At 62.0% G+C, this 21,234-nt stretch carries 18 protein-coding genes and 1 other RNA gene; 18 read left to right on the top strand and 1 reads right to left on the bottom strand.

The window, feature by feature from the left end; all coding sequences use genetic code 11:
- Window positions 1-39: 39 nt before the first annotated feature.
- Window positions 40-1,251 carry a pyrophosphate--fructose-6-phosphate 1-phosphotransferase gene (locus tag GGD53_RS23890; protein WP_184459251.1) on the bottom strand — a complete coding sequence of 404 codons (1,212 nt, stop codon included), beginning with the start codon at window positions 1,249-1,251 and terminating at the stop codon, window positions 40-42.
- 390 nt (window positions 1,252-1,641) lie between these two features.
- Between GGD53_RS23890 and GGD53_RS23885 the strand changes: the two genes are divergently transcribed.
- From GGD53_RS23885 to murB, 18 genes are all read left to right on the top strand, one after another.
- Window positions 1,642-2,349 (top strand): J domain-containing protein, encoded by a 708-nt coding sequence (locus tag GGD53_RS23885; protein WP_184459250.1) that lies wholly within the window; start codon window positions 1,642-1,644, stop codon window positions 2,347-2,349.
- Window positions 2,346-3,107 carry an N-acetylmuramoyl-L-alanine amidase gene (locus tag GGD53_RS23880; protein ID WP_184459249.1) on the top strand — a complete coding sequence of 254 codons (762 nt, stop codon included), beginning with the start codon at window positions 2,346-2,348 and terminating at the stop codon, window positions 3,105-3,107. Before GGD53_RS23885 ends, GGD53_RS23880 begins: the two co-directional genes overlap by 4 nt.
- Window positions 3,108-3,368: 261 nt before the next feature.
- Window positions 3,369-3,992 (top strand): lytic transglycosylase domain-containing protein, encoded by a 624-nt coding sequence (locus tag GGD53_RS23875; protein WP_184459248.1) that lies wholly within the window; start codon window positions 3,369-3,371, stop codon window positions 3,990-3,992.
- A 116-nt stretch (window positions 3,993-4,108) separates the two neighbouring features.
- Window positions 4,109-5,296, top strand: coding sequence for an NAD(P)/FAD-dependent oxidoreductase (locus GGD53_RS23870; protein ID WP_184459247.1), 1,188 nt, complete (start codon window positions 4,109-4,111; stop codon window positions 5,294-5,296).
- A 10-nt stretch (window positions 5,297-5,306) separates the two neighbouring features.
- Window positions 5,307-6,482 carry an NAD(P)/FAD-dependent oxidoreductase gene (locus GGD53_RS23865; RefSeq protein WP_184459246.1) on the top strand — a complete coding sequence of 392 codons (1,176 nt, stop codon included), beginning with the start codon at window positions 5,307-5,309 and terminating at the stop codon, window positions 6,480-6,482.
- Window positions 6,483-6,538: 56 nt separating this feature from the next.
- Window positions 6,539-6,936: RNase P RNA component class A (gene rnpB / locus GGD53_RS23860), an RNA gene on the top strand.
- 412 nt (window positions 6,937-7,348) lie between these two features.
- Entirely contained in the window at window positions 7,349-7,786 is a 438-nt protein-coding gene (mraZ, locus tag GGD53_RS23855; protein ID WP_246717869.1) for a division/cell wall cluster transcriptional repressor MraZ, read from the top strand.
- A gap of 17 nt (window positions 7,787-7,803) precedes the next feature.
- Window positions 7,804-8,829 (top strand): 16S rRNA (cytosine(1402)-N(4))-methyltransferase RsmH, encoded by a 1,026-nt coding sequence (rsmH, locus tag GGD53_RS23850; protein ID WP_184459244.1) that lies wholly within the window; start codon window positions 7,804-7,806, stop codon window positions 8,827-8,829.
- 1 nt (window position 8,830) lies between these two features.
- Window positions 8,831-9,301, top strand: coding sequence for a cell division protein FtsL (gene ftsL / locus GGD53_RS23845; protein ID WP_184459243.1), 471 nt, complete (start codon window positions 8,831-8,833; stop codon window positions 9,299-9,301).
- Entirely contained in the window at window positions 9,301-11,058 is a 1,758-nt protein-coding gene (locus GGD53_RS23840) for a peptidoglycan D,D-transpeptidase FtsI family protein (protein ID WP_184459242.1), read from the top strand. The genes ftsL and GGD53_RS23840 overlap by 1 nt, the downstream gene beginning before the upstream one ends.
- Window positions 11,059-11,064: 6 nt before the next feature.
- Entirely contained in the window at window positions 11,065-12,585 is a 1,521-nt protein-coding gene (locus GGD53_RS23835; protein WP_184459241.1) for a UDP-N-acetylmuramoyl-L-alanyl-D-glutamate--2,6-diaminopimelate ligase, read from the top strand.
- Entirely contained in the window at window positions 12,582-14,021 is a 1,440-nt protein-coding gene (locus tag GGD53_RS23830; protein WP_184459240.1) for a UDP-N-acetylmuramoylalanyl-D-glutamyl-2,6-diaminopimelate--D-alanyl-D-alanine ligase, read from the top strand. The genes GGD53_RS23835 and GGD53_RS23830 overlap by 4 nt, the downstream gene beginning before the upstream one ends.
- A 21-nt stretch (window positions 14,022-14,042) precedes the next feature.
- Entirely contained in the window at window positions 14,043-15,143 is a 1,101-nt protein-coding gene (mraY, locus tag GGD53_RS23825; protein WP_011426095.1) for a phospho-N-acetylmuramoyl-pentapeptide-transferase, read from the top strand.
- Window positions 15,144-15,150: 7 nt separating this feature from the next.
- Entirely contained in the window at window positions 15,151-16,563 is a 1,413-nt protein-coding gene (gene murD / locus GGD53_RS23820; RefSeq protein ID WP_184459239.1) for a UDP-N-acetylmuramoyl-L-alanine--D-glutamate ligase, read from the top strand.
- Between the two features lies 1 nt (window position 16,564).
- Complete coding sequence (gene ftsW / locus GGD53_RS23815; RefSeq protein ID WP_184459238.1) at window positions 16,565-17,719, top strand: putative lipid II flippase FtsW; 1,155 nt, start codon at window positions 16,565-16,567, stop codon at window positions 17,717-17,719.
- 6 nt (window positions 17,720-17,725) lie between these two features.
- Window positions 17,726-18,850 carry an undecaprenyldiphospho-muramoylpentapeptide beta-N-acetylglucosaminyltransferase gene (gene murG / locus GGD53_RS23810; RefSeq protein WP_184459237.1) on the top strand — a complete coding sequence of 375 codons (1,125 nt, stop codon included), beginning with the start codon at window positions 17,726-17,728 and terminating at the stop codon, window positions 18,848-18,850.
- Window positions 18,847-20,262: a UDP-N-acetylmuramate--L-alanine ligase gene (murC, locus tag GGD53_RS23805; RefSeq protein WP_184459236.1), complete on the top strand. Its 1,416-nt coding sequence runs from the start codon at window positions 18,847-18,849 to the stop codon at window positions 20,260-20,262. Before murG ends, murC begins: the two co-directional genes overlap by 4 nt.
- Window positions 20,259-21,233 (top strand): UDP-N-acetylmuramate dehydrogenase, encoded by a 975-nt coding sequence (gene murB, locus GGD53_RS23800; RefSeq protein WP_184459235.1) that lies wholly within the window; start codon window positions 20,259-20,261, stop codon window positions 21,231-21,233. The genes murC and murB overlap by 4 nt, the downstream gene beginning before the upstream one ends.
- Window position 21,234: the final 1 nt, after the last annotated feature.

Genomic DNA, 21,234 nt, shown 5'->3' with positions numbered 1-21,234 from the left:
TCGGGAACAAGCAAAGACACCATATTAACCGTCCGTCAATCATGCTTCTTTGTATTTCTGCCCTATATTGTCCATGACTTCGGCAAACCATGCCGTCGACAGGTCAAAAGCTTTGCCACCTTTGATGCGGGGAAATTCTATAGTGCGCAACTTACCGTTCTGCGCTTCGTCGTGACCGGTGACGCCGGACACCTTATTGAGCGCGCTTTCGACGGCGAGATCGACCATGCTCTGGATCAGCCTGAGGTCGTCGCCATTGGCCGGGGCCGAGCGAGCGAAATAGCCCGATTTCTGCACCAGCGAACGCTCTGCGTTCAGCAGGTTGGCGAACTGCTTCTGGAACCAGGCGCCGACATTGATCGTGTCGATCTTCACGTGGCCGAAAGCGTCACGCTTGACGGTCTCACCGGCAGCTTCACGCTCGGCGACGATGGCGTCGAGGCATGCGCCTTCCGAGACGAAGACGGTGGCGTGGCCGGTACGGTCCATGATGTCCTTCAGGCGGGCGGCCTCGGCGTCGAGGTCGAAGGCCATTTCGGGCAGATAGACGGCGTCGATGCTCTTCAGGTGCGCGTCCATCATCAGGCCATCGACATACTGGTTGCCGCTGGTGCGCTGAAGATAGGCGCGGGCGGTGGCTGCCGTCAGCCAGCCGCAATGACGGCCCATCACCTCGTGGATGACGAGCGTGCGCGGTGCGGCCGTCTGCTCGTTGCTGACATTGTCGAAGAAATGCGCGCCGACTTCGGCGGCCGTCCAGGCGCCGAGCGACTGGCGGATGGGGACGACATCGTTGTCGACCGTCTTCGGCAGGCCGACGACGGTCAGGTCGTAGCCGTTGGCGGCGAGGTAGGCGGCAAGGTCGGCGGCGGTGGTATTGGTGTCGTCGCCCCCGATCGTGTGGAGAATGGTAATGCCGTCATCGGCAAGACGTTCGGCGGCAACCCTCAGCGGGTTGTCGCCTTCCTTGACAAGGCCGCGCTTGACGCAGTCGGCGGCATTGGTGAGCTTGACGCGGCTGTTGCCGATCGGTGAGCCGCCATAGCGATGCAGCAGCGGCGCCTTCTCGCGCATGTCGCGGGTGATCTCGATGCGATCGCCGAGCAGCACGCCCTGATAGCCGGACTTATATGCGATGATGTCGATCTCGGGGGCGACGTCGCTGTAGCGTTCGATGAGGCCGCCAACGGCGGAGGAAAGACAGGGCGCCAGGCCTCCGGCGGTCAGCATTGCGACTTTCTGTTTGGCCATGGATCCCTCCTGCGATGTTTCTGTGGGCGGCGTTAGCTAGCGCATGGATGCGGCAGGGAAAGGGCTCTGTAAAGTAAAGAATTTACGAAAGAAGCGGCTTTTTGCCGGGTTCAACGGCGAAGGCGGCGCGAAGTATCGATATAATCGTTTCAAGCCCGCGTTGGTTGTCTGGAGCTGTTTGTGGAAATCGGCGGTTAAGCATCGAGTGAGATGGTGCGAGCACTCTCTTACGGCCGATCCGGCGAAAGCGACCGACCGCTTGCTGCGGTGCAATAATTACCGAATTGTGAAAACTGTTTTCGATCCTACGACCAATCGTCGCCTTGCAAAGGCTCAGATTCTTTGGTCAAGCTGATTGCTCATACTTGACAAGCGTGCGAGAGATTTTCGATGTCCTTCTGGGAAAAACTGTTGAATGCCATTGGCAATACCGCGGGCAATGCGCTTTCCGCGGTCGTCGAGGCGATCCGAACGGTTTTCGAAGGCGATCCCGAAACCCGGCGCAAAGTGGCGTTCTCCGTGGCAATCATCGCGCTTTCGGCCAAGATGGCCAAGGCCGATGGCATCGTCAGCGAGAGGGAGGTCGAGGCCTTCCGGGAAATCTTCGAATTTCCCGAGGACCAGGCCAAGAATGTCGCCAGACTTTATAACCTCGCGCGTCAGGATGTTGCCGGCTATGAGGCCTACGCCGAGCGGCTCTCCACGCTCTGCACCACCTGCGCGGCCAATTGCACGGTGCTGGAAGACGTGCTCGACGGCCTCTTCCATATCGCCAAGGCCGACGGGCTGATCCATGAGAAGGAACTGAATTTCCTGCGCCACATCGCCGAAATCTTTGAAATGAGCGAGACACGTTTCGACCAGATCGCCGCTCGCCACGTCTCGTCTGGCGGCGATCCCTACAAGGTGCTCGGCGTGTCGCCTTCCGATGATTTTCCGACGATCCGCCGCCGTTACCGCGGCCTGGTCAGCGAACATCATCCCGATCGACTGATCTCGCGTGGGGTGCCGAAGGAGTTTCACTTGATCGCCAATGAGCGCATGGCGGCGCTGAACGCCGCCTATGCGGCGATCGAGAAGGAACGCCGCGCCGCATGACCTCTTTCGAGGCCGATTATCGAGGCGCTTGCGTGCGGCCGTCGCCCAACCACGGCGAGCGGGCAGACGGGCGGCGTCCCGACATGATCCTCCTGCATTATACCGGTATGCCGACGGCCGATGGCGCGCTCGACTGGCTCTGTCGGGAAGAGAGCCAGGTTTCCAGCCATTATTTCGTGCACGAGAATGGCGAGGTGATCCAGCTCGTGCCGGAGGCGCGGCGCGCCTGGCATGCGGGCAAAAGCAGCTGGCACGGCGAGAGCGATATCAATTCGCTGTCGATCGGGATCGAAATCGCCAATGCCGGCCATCCCGGCGGCCTTCCCGACTATCCGAAAGAACAGATCGCAGCAGTCATCGAATTGTGTCGCGACTGTGTCAAACGTTGGTCGATCGCGTCGGAAAGGGTGCTCGGGCATTCCGATGTCGCACCGATTCGCAAGGTCGATCCGGGCGAGAAATTCCCCTGGGCCGAGCTTCATCGGGCGGGTGTGGGCCATTGGGTCGAGCCGGCGATGATCACCGGTGGGCGTTTCTTTCAGCGCGGGGACGCCGGCCAGCCGGTGGAAGCGCTGCAGTCGATGCTGTCGCTTTATGGTTACAGTACTGAAATTACGGGGAAATTCTCCGAAAAGACGGCCGGCGATGTGGAAGCCTTCCAGCGCCATTTCCGGCCGGAACGGGTGGACGGGATCGCCGATTTCTCGACGATCGACACGCTGCACCGGCTGCTGTCGGCGTTGCCGCGTTACTCCTGATTCTCGGCAATTACTCAAACGCCGAATTTCGCATTGCAGCGCGAAATTCGGCCTGCCACATCATTTCCCTATTATCTCCTCATTACGATGGTCTAAGAACGTCCGCCAAGCGGTGCTCGGGGTTGTTTTCGGGTTAAACTACGGGCGATATGTGAAACGATAAGAATTACCGTGAATCCCGATCGGTCATTGATCTGGTATTCATTATGACAGCGAGGCGCGCCGTCCGGAAATTCTTTGGGTCGGAGTGTTCAAGACTACATGAGAAAACTGATTGTTGTTGCTGCAACATGCGTTGGCATGGTGCTGGCGGGAAATAGCTTTGCGCTTGCGAATGGTTGGGGTGTGCGAGCCGATGCGCCGGTGAAGAAAGTCGAGCGTCCTTCGAAGAAGGTAGAGCGTCCGTTGAAGAAAGCGGAACGTTCGGTCAAGCCGGCGAAGCGTCCGCTCAAGACGGCGGAACGCCCGCTGAAGACGGTCGAGCGCCAGAGCGGTTATTCCGTCGCCAATGTTGCCGGCGATTCCTATTCCGCGCTGATCAGCAAATATGCGAACCAATATGCTGTACCAGTTGCGCTTGCGACCGCGGTCATCCGCGTCGAAAGCAATTTCAATCCGAATGCACGCGGCAGCCACGGTGAAATCGGCCTGATGCAGATAAAGCCTGCAACGGCCCGCATGATGGGTTATTCCGGCAGCGCCAAGGGCCTGTTCGATCCGGAAACCAACATCAAGTACGGCATGAAATATCTGGCTGCTGCCCATGATCTCGGTGGTGGAGAGACCTGCAACACCATCCTCAAGTATAATGCCGGCCACGGCGCAACGCGCATGAACCCGGTTTCGAAGACCTATTGCGGTAAGGTCCTGGCAATGCTCGACTGAGCCGCCGAGCGGACCGGAGGAAAATCCTCCGCCGCTGTTTTTGCGACATGAATCGGGATGCGCGCCATGATATCCCACCTCGAAACGAGGTGGGCCACCTCGAGATGGGGTGAGATATGGCAGTCGATTTCAGGTTCATCGTCATCGGGCGCGGCATGATGGGGACGGCGGCGGCACGGCACCTCTCCTCCATGGCCGACGGCATCGCGCTGATCGGCCCGCCGGAGCCCGAGGAGCGTAAGGCTCATCGCGGCGTCTTTGCCAGCCACTATGACGAAGCGCGCATTACCCGCACCTTCGACGGCAATCTTGCCTGGGGAACCTTCGCTGCGCGGGCGCTCGGCCGCTACCGCGACATTGAGGCGAAGAGCGGCATTTCCTTCTTTTCGGAAGTCGGCTGCCTTTTCGCCGGGCCGGCGCCTAGGGATGAGCAGGATTTTCTTCTGAGGGCGCTGGCCGTCAGCCGAACGCTCGGTAGCGATATCGAGACCGTCGCGCCGGCGGAACTCAGGCAGCGTTTTCCCTATCTTAACGTCGCCCCCGACTTCAGCGGATATTTCGAGAGCAATCGTGCCGGGCACATCAATCCGCGGGCGCTGGTGCGCGCGCAAGCCAAGCTCGCCGAACAGGGCGGCGTCTCGCTGATCGAAGCGACCGTGACATCGGTGCGCGACGCGGGCTCCCATGTCGAGGTGACAGCTGGCGACAGAAGCTACAGTGCCGAGGGCGTGCTGGTCGCGGCTGGCGCTTTCAGCAATTTCCATGCTTTGCTGCCGCGTCGCGTCGATCTGAGAGTCATGGCGCGTACCGTTGTCTTCTACGAGATCGGCGAGCGCGAGATGACGATTTTCGGCGACATGCCGTCGACCATTGTGCTCGGCGACCGAGAGGAGGATCACATCTATATTCTGCCGCCGGTGCGTTATCCCGATGGCAAGACCTATCTGAAGCTCGGCGGCGATACCGAGGCGCTTTCCTTCAGCCGGCTGGAAGAGGCCGCCACGTGGTTCCGTTCCGACGGCAGTGTGGCCGAGCGCGATCATCTCTCGCGCATCGCCCTGCAACTGATGCCGGAGCTTGCCGGCTGCCCGGTCACGTCGGCTCCGTGTGTGGCGAATTTCACCCCGACCGGTTATCCCTATGTCGGCTTCACGCAGTCGCCGCGGATTGCGGTGCTGACCGGCGGCAATTTCGTCGCGGCCAAATCCTCCGACGAACTCGGGCGTCTTGGCGCCGTGCTTCTTAAGGAAGGGCGGCTCGGGGACGAGGACTTCGGCCGCGAATTGGCGCCCGTCTTCGCTTGAGAGGAATATCATGGCAGTCGATTTCAAATATATCGTCGTCGGCCGCGGGCTGATGGGAGCCGCTGCCGCGCGGCATCTGGCGCGGCAGACGGATGGTGTCGCGGTGATCGGCCCGGACGAGCCTGATGATCGCAAGGCGCATGAAGGCGTTTTCGCCAGCCATTACGACGAGGGGCGCATTACCCGCACCATCGATCCCGACCGCAACTGGGCGCTGCTCGCCAATCGCTCGATCGGTCGCTACGGCGAGATCGCGAACGAGAGCGGCATCGACTTCTATCGGGAGGCCGGCTGCGTCGTCGTCGCGCCTGATGGGAGCGATTATCTCGAAAGGACTCGGCAGGCCGCCGTTTCGCTCGGCGTCGAGACCAGGCTTCTGGACGCCGGCGGATTGAAGACCGCGTTTCCCTTCTTTGCCTTTCCCGCCCGCAGTGCAGGTGTGTTCGAGGCGAGGGGCGCCGGACATATCAGTCCGCGTAAACTGGTCAAGGCGCAATCTATGCTGGCAGAAAGGGCAGGTGCGACTGTCATCCGGGATCATGTGGTCTCGATCCGCGAGGGGGGCGGGCTGGCGAGCGTCAAGACTGCCGGGGGCCTCACCTATCGCAGTGAAAAGGTGCTGCTGGCGGCGGGCGGATTTTCCATTGCCGAGAATCTGTTGCCACGGCCTGTTGCCATGACGGTTTATGGCCGGACCGTAACGCTGTTCGAGGTCGGCGAGGCTGATGCGCTCCGCCTTGCGGCGATGCCGTCGCTCATTCTCGACGTGCCCGGCATCCACATCTATCTGCTGCCGCCGATCCGTTATCCCGATGGCAAATTCTACCTGAAGATCGGCGGCGATCCCGACGATCTGATCTTACACAACGACATCGAGATGCGAGCCTGGTTCAGGACCGAAGGGCGCGAGAGCGTGCGCTCGTATCTGCAGCGCATCGTCGCTGACCTCGTGCCCGATATGACGCCGCTGTCGATTTCGACGGCCGCCTGCGTCGTCTCGTTTACGGAAAGCAGCTATCCGATGGTCGGCTATACCTCTTCGCCCGGGATCGCGGTGCTGACGGGCTGCGCCGGCACCTCGGCCAAGAGTTCGGACGAAATCGGCAGGCTCGGCGCGGAGCTGCTTTTGTCGGGCAGAATCAGCGAACAGGGCTACTCCGCGGATTTCACACCTAATTTCCGTTAAGGCTGCCCCCTATATTTCAGTAGCAATTACGGGCTCTCTCGTTTATGGGAGCCCTGCCAGTTGGCCGGGCAGCCGCGCTTTACCAATGCCGAAAGGCGGTAGGGTGAGGAAAGTCCGGGCTCCACGGAAACACGGTGCCGGATAACGTCCGGCGAGGGCGACCTCAGGGAAAGTGCCACAGAAAGCAAACCGCCTGTCATGACAGGTAAGGGTGAAAGGGTGGGGTAAGAGCCCACCGCATCTCCGGCAACGGATATGGCACGGTAAACCCCACCGGGAGCAAGACCGAATAGGGATGACGCGGCGGGCCGAAAGGCTCTCCGGCCGGTTTCCAGGCCAGTCATCCGGGTGGGTTGCGTGAGGCAGCGTGCGAGCGCTGTCCCAGAGGAATGGCTGCCACGTTCCGGTTCACGCCGGAGCCATACAGAACCCGGCTTACAGGCCAACTGGCGATTAACATCCGTGCTGCGGCAGGGCCGGGATTTTCACCCTAAGCCGCTGAAACCAGCTGTTTTCAAGCTGATATTCATGCACTTTATGGATGTTTTTTTGTGACGCGCGACCAACGCGCGTCATGCCGAAAATGGCGCCGCTAACCCTTTGTTAAACTTAACAGCTTATAAATGTTTGATCATGCGTCCGTTGCAAAATGGGCGTATCCCATTGACGCCCATATGGTCCCATGCTATCCCAAATGCGCACTGCATCAGGGCAATCATTTGCCCATTCATCGCAAAGCAAAGGCGTCTTCCTTTCCGGAAGCGTCGGGTGGAATTTGGCTCATCCGGCTTGCGGAGCTGTGCCTGATATTGGGACTTTCGGGCGTCTTTTTGTCCGGCTCCCTGCGGGAACGGATGTTTCGAGTCATGAGCCGCTTCCTTTCGAACGCGACCAACAGGATCGATGCCAAGGGCAGGGTTTCCGTGCCTTCGGCATTCCGTTCCGTGCTGGCGCAGCGCAACGTCCAGGAGCTTTACTGTTTCCAGGACTTTGTGTTTCCGGCGATCAGCGTCGGTGGCCCGGATCTTCTCGAAAGATTCGAGCGGCAGATTGCTGCGGAAGATCCGTTTTCGCCGGACGCGAACGCGATGTCGCTTCTGATCCACGGAGGCGGGGTCTTCATGAAGCTCGATGCCGAGGGGCGGCTGATGGTCACGGATTTCATCCGCGACTTCATCGGCGTCTCGGACGAAGTGACCTTCGTCGGTCGGGCGGATCATTTTCAGCTCTGGCAGCCGCAGGCATTCTTGGCTGCGCAGGCGCAGGCACGAGGGGAGCGCAAGCTGGCGGGCAAGCGTTCCTGAAGGAACGAGGGAACGGAATGGTGACGAATCCTGGCGGAGGTTCAACTGATGCCGGTGGCGGACCGGTTCGTCACATTCCTGTTCTTCTCAATGAAGTCCTCGCGGCGCTCTCGCCCGCACCCGGCAAGCTCATTCTCGACGGTACATTCGGCGCGGGTGGTTATAGCGCGGCCATTCTTGCGGCCGGGGCCGAGGTGATCGCGCTCGATCGCGATCCCAGCGCAATTGCCGCAGGCCAGGCCATGGTTGCCGCCCATGCCGGTCGTCTCACGCTCATTCACTCGCAGTTCTCGAATCTCGCCGATCATGCGCCGCAGGGCGGGCTCGACGGCGTCGTGCTCGATATCGGCGTCTCTTCCATGCAGATCGATGAGCCCGAGCGCGGCTTCTCCTTCCAGAAGAGCGGGCCGCTCGACATGCGCATGTCGGCAACAGGTGTTTCGGCCGCCGATGTCGTCAATCGCGCCAAGGTCGCCGATCTGATCCGCATCTTCCATTTTCTCGGTGAGGAAAACCAGGCGCCGCGAATCGCACATGCGATTGAGAAGCGGCGCGAGGAAAAGCCCTTCGAAACGACCCGCGATCTTGCCGGCCTCATCGAGCTGGTCACCCCGCGCAAGATGAAGGACAAGATCCATCCCGCGACCCGCGTCTTCCAGGCCTTGCGCATTTTCGTCAATGACGAGCTCGGGGAACTGGCGCAGGCATTGTTTGCGGCGGAACGAGCTCTGAAGCCCGGCGGCCGGCTCGTCGTCGTGACCTTTCATTCGCTTGAAGACCGCATCGTCAAGAAATTCTTCTCCGACCGCGCCGGCAAGGCGACGGGCTCGCGGCACCTGCCGGCCGCACACGAGCGGGCGGCGACCTTCACGGCGATCGGCAAGCCGATGGTTTCGGCGAGCGAGGCGGAGGCTGAAGCCAATCCGCGCGCCCGCTCCGCCAAGCTGCGCGCTGGCCTGCGCACGGGCGCGGCCGCCGAGGCGGCGGATATGTCGCTCTTCGGGTTTCCCAATCTTGCCTCTCTCGGAAAGCTCGGAGGTTGATATGCTGAAGACGTTCGATCTCGTGCTCATCGGCGTCATGACGGCGACTGCCGCCGTCACCTACACGATCAAGCATCGCGCCGAATTGAAGCTTGAGGAGGTTCATCGCCTCGAAGCCGAGATCAAGCTCGAGAAGGACACGATCGATCTTCTCAAGGCCGATTGGGCGCTGCAATCGCAGCCGAACCGGCTGGAACGGCTGGTCAATGCCTACAATGCGGAATTGCAGCTGCAGCCGACGGATTCGACGGCGCTCGTGCATGCGAAGGAGCTGCCGATGCTGAGATCCGAGGTTCCGGCACCCGACGTAACGGAGGCCAACGCCGGTCCCAAGGGTGCGACCATGGCCGGCGCCAAAGGCGCGACCGGCAAAGCACAGCCGGTGCCGATGTCTGCGCCACGCGGCATAGTACAGCAGCACGGTGTGGTGGCGGACGAGGCAGACGAGATCGAAACGGGGTCGGTGGAATAATGTCGTTTCTTTCCCGCATCATGGTCCTGAAGAGCCAGGCGCATTTCTCCGCCGGCGTCTATAACCGTTTCGGCGGGCCTTCCGCCGGCGTGGCCATCGAGGGGTCGCGCAAGAGGAAGACGGGGCAGGCAAAAAGCCGTGTAGGGCTGCTGATCCTTGGCTTCATGGGTGTCTATGTCGTCATCGGCGGCCGTCTGGTCGAATATGCCATGAAGGATCAGGAGGTCGTCTCCAGCATCCTGCCGCCCGACCGGCTGATGGCCTCGCGGCCCGACATTCTCGATCGCAATGGCGAGGTGCTGGCGACCGACATCCGCACGGTCTCGCTGTTTGCCGAGCCGAACAAGATCGTTGACGTTGATGAGGCGGTGGAGAAGCTTGCGACTGTTCTGCCGGAGCTCGACGTCAGGGACACCTACAAGAAGCTTTCGGTCAAGAGCTCGCATTTCGCCTGGCTGCGCCGGCAGCTGACGCCGAAGCAGCAGAGCCAGATCCTCGCGCTCGGCATTCCCGGTATCGGCTTTCGGCCGGAGAAGCGTCGCTTCTATCCCGGCGGCTCAACCGCGGCGCACATCCTCGGCTATGTCAACATCGACAATCGCGGCGTTGCCGGCATGGAGAAATTTATCGACGACCAGGGGCTCGCCGATCTCGCCTCGGTCGGCATGACGAGCGACCAGCCGCTGGAGCCGGTGCGGCTGTCGATCGACCTGCGCGTGCAGAACATCGTTCGCGACGCGGTCGTCAACGCCGTCAACAATTTCCAGTCCAAGGGGGCCGGCGCGGCTGTTATCGACGTGCACACCGGGGAAGTGCTCGGCATGGCATCGGCACCCGACTTCGATCCAAACAATCCGCAGGAGGGCGCCAAGGAAGGCTGGCTCAACCGGATGACGAACGGCACCTTCGAAATGGGATCGACCTTCAAGACCTTCTCGCTGGCGATGGCGCTCGACAGCGGCAAGGTGAAGATGTCCGACACGTTCGACGCCAGCAAGCCGATCTATATCGGCGGCTTCACCATCCATGACTTTCACGGACAACGCCGCTGGCTGACCGTTCCCGAAATCTTCCAGTATTCGTCGAATATCGGCACGGCCCGCGTCATCGACCTCGTCGGCATCGACGCGCAGAAGGACTATCTGACCAAATTCGGCCTGCTGACGAAGATGCAGACCGAACTGCCCGAAGTGAAGATGCCGAGCCAGCCGCGCGTCTGGAAGAAGATCAATTCGATCACGATTTCCTTCGGCCACGGCGTCTCGACGACCGCGCTGCAGACGGGCGTGGCGGCTGCCGCCCTTGTCAACGGCGGCAAGCTGATCGAGCCGACATTCCTGCCGCGCACCCGCGAACAGGCCGATCAGGTCTCCAAGCAGGTCCTCAAGAAATCGACCAGCGATGAGATCCGCTATCTTCTCGATTTCAACGGTTACAAGGGGTCGGGACGCGTCGCCCGTGTGCCGGGCTTTGCCGTCGGCAGCAAGACCGGTACGGCGGACAAGGTGGTGAACGGGCGTTATTCCGCGACGCTCAACTTCAACTCCTTTATCTCCGCCTTCCCGATCGATAATCCCCAATATGTCGTCATCACCTTCTGCGACGAGCCGAAAACAGGCGAAAAGCAGTATGGTGGAACGATCTCCGCCGGTACTGCCGGCCCGATCGCTCGTGAGATCATCCGCCGCGCGGCTCCCATTCTCGGCATCGAGCCGAAATTTGGGGAGGGCGGTTCGGCCTTGCTGGTGTCTTATTGAGTGTGAATGAATACCGACGCCGATTCGCGAGGGGTGAACCGGCTTCAAGAGAGAAAAGTGCGTTCGATGAAATTGCGAGACCTGGCCGGAGATCAGTTTCCGGAACTTGAAGCACAGCTCGAAGGCCCGGCAGGCTTGCTTGATATCTCAGGCCTGTCTTCGGATAGCCGCAAGGTGGAATCGGGCAACGCTTTTGTCGCGGTCGCCGGCACCAAGGCGAATGGCGCGGGCTTCATCGCGGATGCCGCCGGCCGTGGGGCCGCCGTCGCGATCACCTCCCAGGTTGTCGATGCTCCCATCCCGGTGCTTGCGGTCAAGGAGCCGCGCCGCTTTCTTTCCATCGCTGCCTCCCGTTTTTACGGCAGGCAGCCCGAGACCATGGTCGCCGTCACCGGCACGGCAGGCAAGACTTCCGTCGCCTCTTTCACCCGCCAGATCTGGGCACATGCCGGCCATGCAGCCGCGATGATCGGCACAACAGGTGTCGTTTCGCCGACGCGCAATGAATATGGCGCACTGACGACGCCGGATCCGGTATCGCTGCACAAACTGCTGGCGGAGCTCGCCGACGAGGGTGTTACGCATGCCTCGATGGAGGCTTCCAGCCACGGCCTCGATCAGTCCCGTCTCGACGGCGTCAGGCTCGCCGCCGCAGCCTTCACCAATCTCGGTCGCGACCACATGGATTATCATCCCACGATCGAAGACTATATGGCCGCCAAGATGCGGCTTTTCGATACGCTGTTGCCGAAGGGCTCGCCGGCGATCGTCTTCGCGGACGATCCGTGGTCGGCGCAGGCCATCAAGGCGGCTGCCGATGCCGGTCATGACATCCGCACCGTCGGGCGCAAGGGGCAATATCTCTCGCTGAAACGCGTCGAGCATTTCCGCCACAAGCAAACGGCGGAGATCCATATCGGCGATGAGATCTTTGAGGTGGACATTCCGCTGGCCGGCGATTTCCAGGTCGCTAACGCGCTGGTTGCGGCAGGACTTGCCATGTCCACGGGAGTCGAGCCGAAGGTCGCGATGGCGGCGCTCGAGAAACTGGTCGGCGCGTCGGGCCGCCTCGAATTGGTCGGCCATACCAAAGATGGCGCACTCGCTTATGTCGATTATGCCCACAAGCCGGATGCGTTGGAAAATGTGCTGAATTCGGTGAGGCCCTTCACCACCGGCCGCGTTATTGTCGTCTTCGGCTGCGGCGGCGACCGCGACCGCGGCAAGCGGCCGATCATGGGTGAAATCGCCTGCCGCCTTGCCGATGTCGTCATCGTCACCGACGACAATCCGCGTTCGGAGGTGCCGGCTTCGATCCGGGCCGAGATCATGGCTGCAGCAGGTTGCGCCTCCGAGATTGGCGATCGCGCCGCGGCGATCCGCGAGGCTGTGGGCATGCTGAAATCCGGCGATACGCTGATCGTTGCCGGCAAGGGGCACGAGGAAGGGCAGACGATCGGGAGCGTCACACTGCCGTTCTCCGACCACGCGGAGGTGCGCAAGGCCTTGGAGGAACTAAAATCTTGAGCTGGCTCTGGACGACCGAAGACATGATCGCAGCGATGGCGGGGCGCCCTTTCGGCACTTTGCCCGAAGGGATCACCGGCATTTCCATCGACAGCCGCTCGATTACATCAGGCGAGGCGTTCTTTGCGATCAAGGGTGACCGCGTCGATGGTCACGACTATGCGTCGATGGCGATAGCGAACGGCGCCTCGCTTCTCGTCGTCAGCGAAGCGAGGCTTCCCGCCCTCGGCCGCCTGACGGTACCGATGATCGTCGTCGACGATGTGCTGGCGGCACTCGGGCGTCTGGGGCAGGCTTCCCGCGAGCGCTCGCGGGCAAAGATCATCGCCGTCACTGGTTCTGTCGGCAAGACAACCACCAAGGAGATGCTGCGGCACGTGCTGTCGCCGTCGGGTAAGGTGCACGCCTCCGTCGCCTCCTTCAACAATCACTGGGGCGTGCCGCTGACGCTGGCGCGGATGCCTGATGATACGGATTACGGCGTCTTCGAAGTCGGCATGAATCATCCGGGTGAGATCCGGCCGCTGGTGGCGATGATCCGTCCCGATGTCGCGGTCATCACGACGATCGCGCCGGCCCATCTCGGCAATTTCAAGAGCATCAAGGAGATTGCTGCCGCCAAAGCGGAGATCTTCGAGGGGCTCGAGCCCGGCGGCCACGTCGTGCTCAACCGCGACAATGACCAGTTCAATTTCCTCGATCGAACGGCGCAGTCGCTCGGCATCGAGCATATTCATTCCTTCGGCCAACATGCCAAGGCGGAATTCCGGCTAGCGGAATTCAACGGCGCGGACGAGAATTCGACGTTGTGGCTGACGATCGGCGGCGAGACGCTGGAGGTCGCGATCGGTGCGCCGGGCCGCCATATCGCCGAGAATGCTCTCGCGGCGCTCGGCGTTGTCAAGATCGTCGGCGCCGAGATGGAAAAGGCGATCGATGCACTTGCGACGCTGAAGCCGGAAAAGGGCAGGGGCAAACGCCACCGGCTGTCGGTCGGCGGCGGTAATAGCAGCTTCACGCTGATCGACGAGAGTTACAATGCCAATCCCGCTTCGATGCGCGCGGCGATCGCACTGCTGGCGGCCTCCGAGCCGACCGGGCGCGGACGCCGTATCGCCGTGCTCGGAGACATGCTCGAGATGGGCGAGTATGCCGGGAAGGTCCACACCGATCTCGCCGGGCCGCTGCTTGCGGCCGGCATCGAACATGTCTGGCTCGCAGGCGCCGAAATGGCTGCGCTGAAGGAATCACTGCCGGAAAGCGTCCACGTACAGTACCGCGAAAAGACGGATGAACTGACGGACTATGTATTGAATTCGGTCGCACCGGGCGACGTGTTGATGGTGAAATCGTCTCTGGGCATCGGTTTCGGCAAGATCGTCGCCGCGCTTCTTGACAAGTTCCCGGCATTTTCCGACACGCAACGCGAACTTTGACCGGGTAACAAGGGGCCTTGAATGCTGATCTGGCTTGTCGAACTGTCGGAATATTTCAAATTTCTGAACCTGTTCAGATATATCACGTTCCGCACGGGCGCCGCTCTCTTCACCTCCGCACTAATCGTCTTCCTTTTCGGGCCGACGATCATCAACTCGCTGCGCATCCGGCAGGGCAAGGGCCAACCGATCCGCGCGGACGGGCCGCAGACGCATTTCAAGAAGGCCGGCACGCCGACCATGGGCGGGCTGATGATCCTGGCCGGCATCGTCGGGGCGTCGCTGCTCTGGGCCGATCTTTCCAACGTCTATGTCGTCGCGACACTGCTGGTGACGCTGGGCTTCGGCGCAATCGGCTTCTATGACGATTATCTCAAGGTGACCAAGCAGAGCCACAAGGGCTTCTCCGGCAAGGCGCGCCTCGGCATCGAGTTCGTCATCGCCGGCATCGCGGTCTATTTCATGATGCGCACGGCCCTTGCCTCGGGGACTGCCGGTTCGACCTTCGGCTCCTCGATCGCTTTTCCCTTCTTCAAGGACTTCCTGATCAATCTCGGCATCATGTTCGTCGTCTTCGGCGGATTCGTCATCGTCGGCGCCGGCAATGCCGTCAATCTGACCGATGGCCTCGACGGGCTTGCCATCGTGCCGGTCATGATCGCCGCCGCCTCCTTCGGCGTCATCGCCTATCTCGCCGGCAATGTGGTGTTTGCGAACTATCTGCAGATCAATTTCGTGCCCGGCACCGGTGAGCTTGCCGTCGTGCTCGGCGCCGTCATCGGCGCCGGCCTCGGTTTCCTTTGGTTCAATGCGCCGCCGGCCGCCATCTTCATGGGCGATACCGGCTCGCTGGCGCTCGGCGGTACGATCGGCACCGTTGCCGTCGCCACCAAACATGAAATCGTCATGGCGATCATCGGCGGCCTGTTCGTCATGGAGACGCTGTCGGTCATCATCCAGGTCGGCTTCTTCAAGATGACCGGCCGGCGCGTCTTCCTGATGGCGCCGATCCATCATCATTTCGAGAAGAAGGGCTGGACCGAGAGCCAGGTGGTGATCCGCTTCTGGATCATCGCCGTGGGCCTGGCCCTGCTCGGCCTTTCGACGCTGAAACTCCGGTGAGGCGGCGATGATCCCGGTGACGACGCTCAAGGACAGGAAGGTCGCGCTCTTCGGGCTCGGCGGTTCCGGTTTTGCTACTGCCCGCGCGCTGATTGCGGGCGGCGCCGAGGTTACCGCCTGGGACGACAATCCCGACAGCGTCGCCAAGGCTTCTGCAGAAGGCATTCGGACGGAAGACCTGCACGGCATCGACTGGAGCCAGCATGCCCTGTTCGTCCTGTCGCCCGGCGTGCCGCTCACCCATCCAAAGCCGCACTGGACTGTCGACCTCGCGCGGGCGGCCGGCGTCGATATCGTCGGCGACGTCGAGCTCTTCGTGCGCGAGCGCCGCGCCCATGCGCCGGATTGCCCCTTCATCGCTATCACCGGCACCAACGGCAAATCGACGACGACGGCACTGATCGCCCACATACTGAAATCCGCAGGCTACGACACCCAGCTCGGCGGCAATATCGGCACGGCGGTGCTGACGCTCGATCCGCCGAAGGCGGGGCGTTATTACGTCGTCGAATGCTCTTCCTACCAGATCGATCTGGCACCGACCCTGAACCCTTCCGCGGGCATCCTGCTCAATCTGACGCCCGATCATCTCGACCGTCACGGCACGATGCAGCACTACGCCGACGTCAAGGAACGGCTGGTTGCGGGCAGCGATGTCGCGATCGTCGGCATCGACGACAGCCATTCGGCGTTGATCGCCGACCGGGTCGAGCGGGCAGGTGTCAAGGTGGTTCGCATCTCGCGCCGGAGTGTGGTGGCTGACGGCATTTATGCCGAGGGCACCAGGCTCGTCCAGGCCGGCGGCGGCGCCATGCTGCCGTTTGACGATCTCGACGGCATCCAGACGCTGCGCGGCAGCCATAACGCGCAGAACGCGGCCGCGGCGGTCGCCGCCTGCCTTGCCGTCGGCGTTTCCGCCGACGACATTCGCACCGGCCTTGCCTCCTTTCCCGGGCTCAAGCACCGCATGCAGCCTGTGGGCAAACGCGGCCGCGTCGTCTTCGTCAACGATTCCAAGGCGACGAACGCCGATGCGGCAGCACCCGCGCTGTCGAGCTACGATCGCATCTACTGGATTGCCGGCGGCCTGGCGAAGGCGGGCGGCATCACGACTCTCGCGCCCTATTTCCCGCGCATCGCCAAGGCCTATCTGATCGGCGAGGCAGCGGCGGAGTTCGCCGCCACACTCGGCGAAGCCGTGCCCTACGAGATCTCCGGCACGCTGGAGCGCGCAGTCGCACATGCGGCGGCCGATGCGGAGCGCGACGAAGCTGCTGCTTCCGCCGTGATGTTATCCCCGGCTTGCGCAAGCTTCGACCAGTATAAGAACTTCGAAGTCAGAGGCGATGCCTTCGTCAGCCATGTGGCCGCCCTTGACGGAATGACAATGCTGATCGGTCCGGCAACAGGAGAGAAATGACATGGTAAGCCGCGCGGAACGTGGGCCGCTGGCCGATTGGTTCTGGACCATCGACCGCTTCTTCCTGGCGATGTTCATCTTCCTGATGGGCATCGGCTTCATGCTGTCGTTTGCGGCGTCTCCGGCGGTTGCCGAGCGCATCGGGCTAGAGCCTTTTCACTTCGTCAAGCGTCATGCGGCCTTCATGATCCCGTCGATCGCCGTCATGCTCGGGCTATCGTTCCTGACGCCGCGCCAGGTGCGACGAACCGCGATCCTGCTCCTGATCATTTCGCTCGCCATGATGGTGCTGGTTCTCTTCGTCGGCCAGGAGGTCAAGGGCGGCAGGCGCTGGATCTGGATCGCCGGCCTCTCCATCCAGCCGTCGGAATTCATGAAACCTGCCTTCGTCGTCGTCTGCGCCTGGCTGTTTGCCGAGCATGCGCGTCAGCCTGAAATCCCCGGTAATCTCTTTGCCATCATCCTGTTCGGCATCGTTGCGGCGCTGCTCGTCGCGCAGCCCGACCTCGGTCAGACCATCCTGACGACGGCCGTCTGGGGTGGCATGTTTTTCATGGCCGGCATGCCGTGGATATGGATCATGCTGCTCGGCATCGGCGGCGCCGGCGGTCTGCTCAGCGCCTACTACGTCTTTCCGCACGTTGCGTTGCGCATAGACAAGTTCATGACCGGCGAGGGCGACACGTTCCAGATCGACACGGCGCGTGAGGCGATTATCCGCGGCAGCTGGTTTGGTCAGGGGCCGGGCGAAGGCATCGTCAAACGTATCATCCCGGATGCGCATACCGACTTTATCTTCTCGGTCGCGGCCGAGGAATTCGGCATCGTCTTCTGCATGGCGCTCGTTGCGCTGTTTTCCGCGCTGGTGCTGCGCGGCCTGTCGCATGCCTATCGCGAGCGGAACGATTTCAACCGCTTCGCCGTCGCCGGCCTGGTGCTGCAGATGGGCATTCAGTCGATCATCAACATCGGCGTCAACCTCGAGCTGCTGCCGGCGAAAGGGATGACGCTGCCGCTGATTTCCTACGGCGGTTCTTCCATGGTGGCGATCTGCGTTACCGCGGGCTTTATTCTGGCGCTGACGCGCCATCGCCCGGAAAAACGTGCGCAGGACCGGAGCCTCTTCCGCGTCCCGCACGGCATGCCGGCGGAGTAAGAGGTCATGAGCAAAGGCATCGTTCTGCTTGCCGCCGGGGGAACCGGCGGCCATGTGTTCCCGGCGGAGGCGCTGGCCTTCAAGCTGAAGGAGCGTGGTTATTCGGTGCATCTCGTCACCGACAGCCGAGCCGAACGCTATGCCGGCAAGTTCCCGGCCGAGGAGATCCATGTCGTGCCGTCGGCGACGATCGGCTCGAAAAACCCGGTCGCAGTCGCCCGCTCGCTGTGGACGCTGTGGAGCGGCATGCGAGCGGCCAAAAGGCTGATCCAGCGGCTGAAGCCGGTGATTGTCGTCGGCTTCGGCGGTTACCCCACCGTGCCGCCGCTGCTGGCCGCGACGCGGCTCGGCGTAGCCTCGATGCTGCATGAGCAGAATGCCGTCATGGGCCGCGCCAACAAGGCGCTGGCTTCTCGCGTCAAGGCGATTGCCGGCGGTTTTCTACCGGAAAGCGGGGATGCTTTTTCCGACAAGACGGTTGCAACAGGCAATCCTGTGCGCCCGGCGATCCTTGCCACAGCCGAGCAGCCTTACCTGCCTTCGCATCCCGGCGAGCCCTTCAATCTCGTCGTCTTCGGCGGCAGCCAGGGCGCGCAGTATTTTTCCAAGGCCATGCCGACGGCGATCAGCCTGCTCGACGACGGCCTGCGCGCGCGGCTCAGGGTGACGCAGCAGGTGCGCTCCGAGGATATGGAGATGGTCAGCGGCTGCGTCGCCAAGCTGGAGATGGGAGCCGATATCGCGCCATTTTTCAACGATATGGCGGAACGCCTTGCCCGGGCACATCTGGTGATCTGCCGCTCCGGCGCCTCCACGGTCTCGGAAATCTCCGTCATCGGACGCCCGGCCATTCTGGTGCCCTATCCGCATGCGCTCGACCATGATCAGGCGGCGAACGCCGCGGCACTGGCTGCGACCGGCGGGGCGAAGGTGATCCCTCAGTCGGAGCTTTCGCCAGAACGCATCGCCTCTATACTGAGCCATGTGATGAACGATCCGGACAAGCTTTCGCACATGGCGGCGGCGGCCAAGCTCGCCGGGAAACCGGATGCGGCGAACTTGCTTGCCGACATGGTTGAGGCTATTGCCGCCGGCAAGACAGTCTCGGAATTCAAGAGGACACGCGCATGAAACTGCCGAAGGCGATCGGTCTCGTCCATTTCATCGGCATTGGCGGCATCGGCATGAGCGGCATTGCCGAAGTGCTGCACAATCTCGGCCACAAGGTGCAGGGATCGGATCAATCGGACAGCGCCAATGTGCAGCGCCTGCGCGACAAAGGCATCGAGGTCTTCGTCGGCCATCGCGCCGAAAATCTCGGTGATGCCGAAGTCGTCGTCGTTTCGACGGCGATCAAGAAGAGCAACCCGGAACTCATCGCCGCGCGCGAAAAGCTGCTGCCGGTGGTGCGCCGCGCCGAAATGCTCGCCGAGCTGATGCGCTTCCGCAATGCGATCGCCATCGGCGGCACGCACGGCAAGACGACGACAACCTCGCTGGTCGCAACGCTGCTCGAAGCCGGCGGGCTCGATCCGACCGTCATCAACGGCGGCATCATAAACGCCTACGGCACCAACGCCCGCATGGGCGAGGGCGAGTGGATGGTAGTGGAGGCCGACGAATCCGACGGCACCTTCCTGAAGCTTCCGGCCGATGTCGCCGTCATCACCAATATCGACCCCGAGCATCTCGACCACTACGGCAGTTTCGACGCCGTGCGCGCCGCCTTCCGGCAGTTCGTCGAAAACGTGCCGTTCTACGGCTTCGGCGTCATGTGCCTCGATCATCCCGAGGTGCAGTCGCTGGTCGGCCGCATCGAGGACCGCAAGATTATCACCTATGGCGAGAACCCGCAGGCCGACGTGCGCTTCAAGAATGTGCGCATCGACGGCACGCGCTCGATTTTCGACGTTGAGATCCGCCGCCGCCGCACCGGCCAGAGGACCGAGCTCAAGGGGCTGGTCATGCCGATGCCCGGGCGCCACAATATTTCCAACGCCACGGCGGCGATCGCGGTCGCCAACCGGCTTGGCATATCGAGTGAAGATATCGCCAAGGGGCTTGCTTCCTTCGGCGGCGTCAAGCGTCGCTTCACGCTGACCGGCGAATGGAATGGGGTGCAGATCTTCGACGATTACGGCCACCATCCGGTCGAAATCAAGGCAGTGCTGAAGGCGGCCCGCGAGGCCTGCAAGGGGCGCATCATCGCCGTCCATCAGCCGCACCGTTACACGCGTCTCGCTAGCCTGTTCGAGGAATTCGCCGCCTGCTTCAACGACGCCGACAGCATCTTCCTTGCGCCCGTCTATGCGGCAGGCGAGGATGCGATCGAAGGTATCGATTCCATGTCGCTCGTCTCGCGCATCAAATCCGGCGGCCATCGCGACGCCCGCTTCCTCGCTTCGGCGGAGCTTCTGCCGCAAATGGTTGCGGAGGTTGCAAAGCCTGGTGATTTCGTGGTTCTGTTGGGGGCTGGGAGCATTACATCATGGGCAGCAGCACTGCCCAAGCAATTGGAAGGCCTATCGGGAAAGTCCGCATGAAACAGGTGAATGGGGAAAAGCTTCTCGCGTCTCTCGGAGACGGTGTAAAGGATATCCGCGGCCGTATCACGCCGGATGCCCCCATGGATCGCGTCACCTGGTTCAGGGCCGGCGGTCTGGCCGAATTGATGTTCCAGCCGCATGACGTCGACGATCTCATTGCGTTCCTGAAGATATTGCCGGAAGAGGTGCCGCTGACGGTGGTCGGCGTCGGCTCCAACATTCTGGTGCGCGACGGCGGCATTCCAGGCGTGGTGCTGCGCCTGTCGGCCAAGGGCTTCGGCTTCGTCGAGCTTGCCGGCGAAAACCGCATCCTCGCCGGCGCCATCTGCCCCGACAAGCATGTCGCGGCCATGGCGATGGACAATGGCATCGGCGGCTTCCATTTCTTCTACGGCATTCCGGGCGGTATCGGCGGCGCGGCGCGCATGAATGCCGGCGCGAACGGCGTGGAGACGCGTGAGCGGCTGATCGAGGTCAACGCCGTCGACCGCAAGGGCAACAAGCATGTGCTTTCCAATGCGGAGATGGGTTATTCCTACCGGCTTTCAAAGGCGCCGGCCGATCTGATCTTCACTTCGGTGCTGTTCGAGGGCTATCCGGAAGATCGCGCCCAGATCCGCGCCGAAATGGACGCTGTGCGCAATCACCGCGAGACGGTGCAGCCGGTTCGCGAAAAGACCGGCGGCTCGACCTTCAAGAACCCTCCGGGTCATTCGGCCTGGAAGCTGATCGACGAGGCAGGCTGCCGCGGCCTCGTGATCGGCGGCGCGCAGATGTCGTCGCTTCACTGCAACTTCATGATTAATATGGGGCAGGCGACCGGCTACGATCTCGAATATCTCGGCGAGCAGGTGCGCCGTGAGGTCTTCGAGAAAGACGGCATCAAGCTCGAATGGGAAATCAAGCGCCTCGGCGTCTTCATGCCCGGCCGCGAAGTGCGCCCGTTCCAGGGCGTAACGAGCGAATAAG

Source organism: Rhizobium aethiopicum (genome assembly GCF_014197535.1).
GTDB classification, from domain to species: Bacteria; Pseudomonadota; Alphaproteobacteria; order Rhizobiales; family Rhizobiaceae; genus Rhizobium; species Rhizobium aethiopicum_A.
Note: the sequence above shows the minus strand (reverse complement) of the source record. Positions and strands in the feature narration are given on the sequence as shown.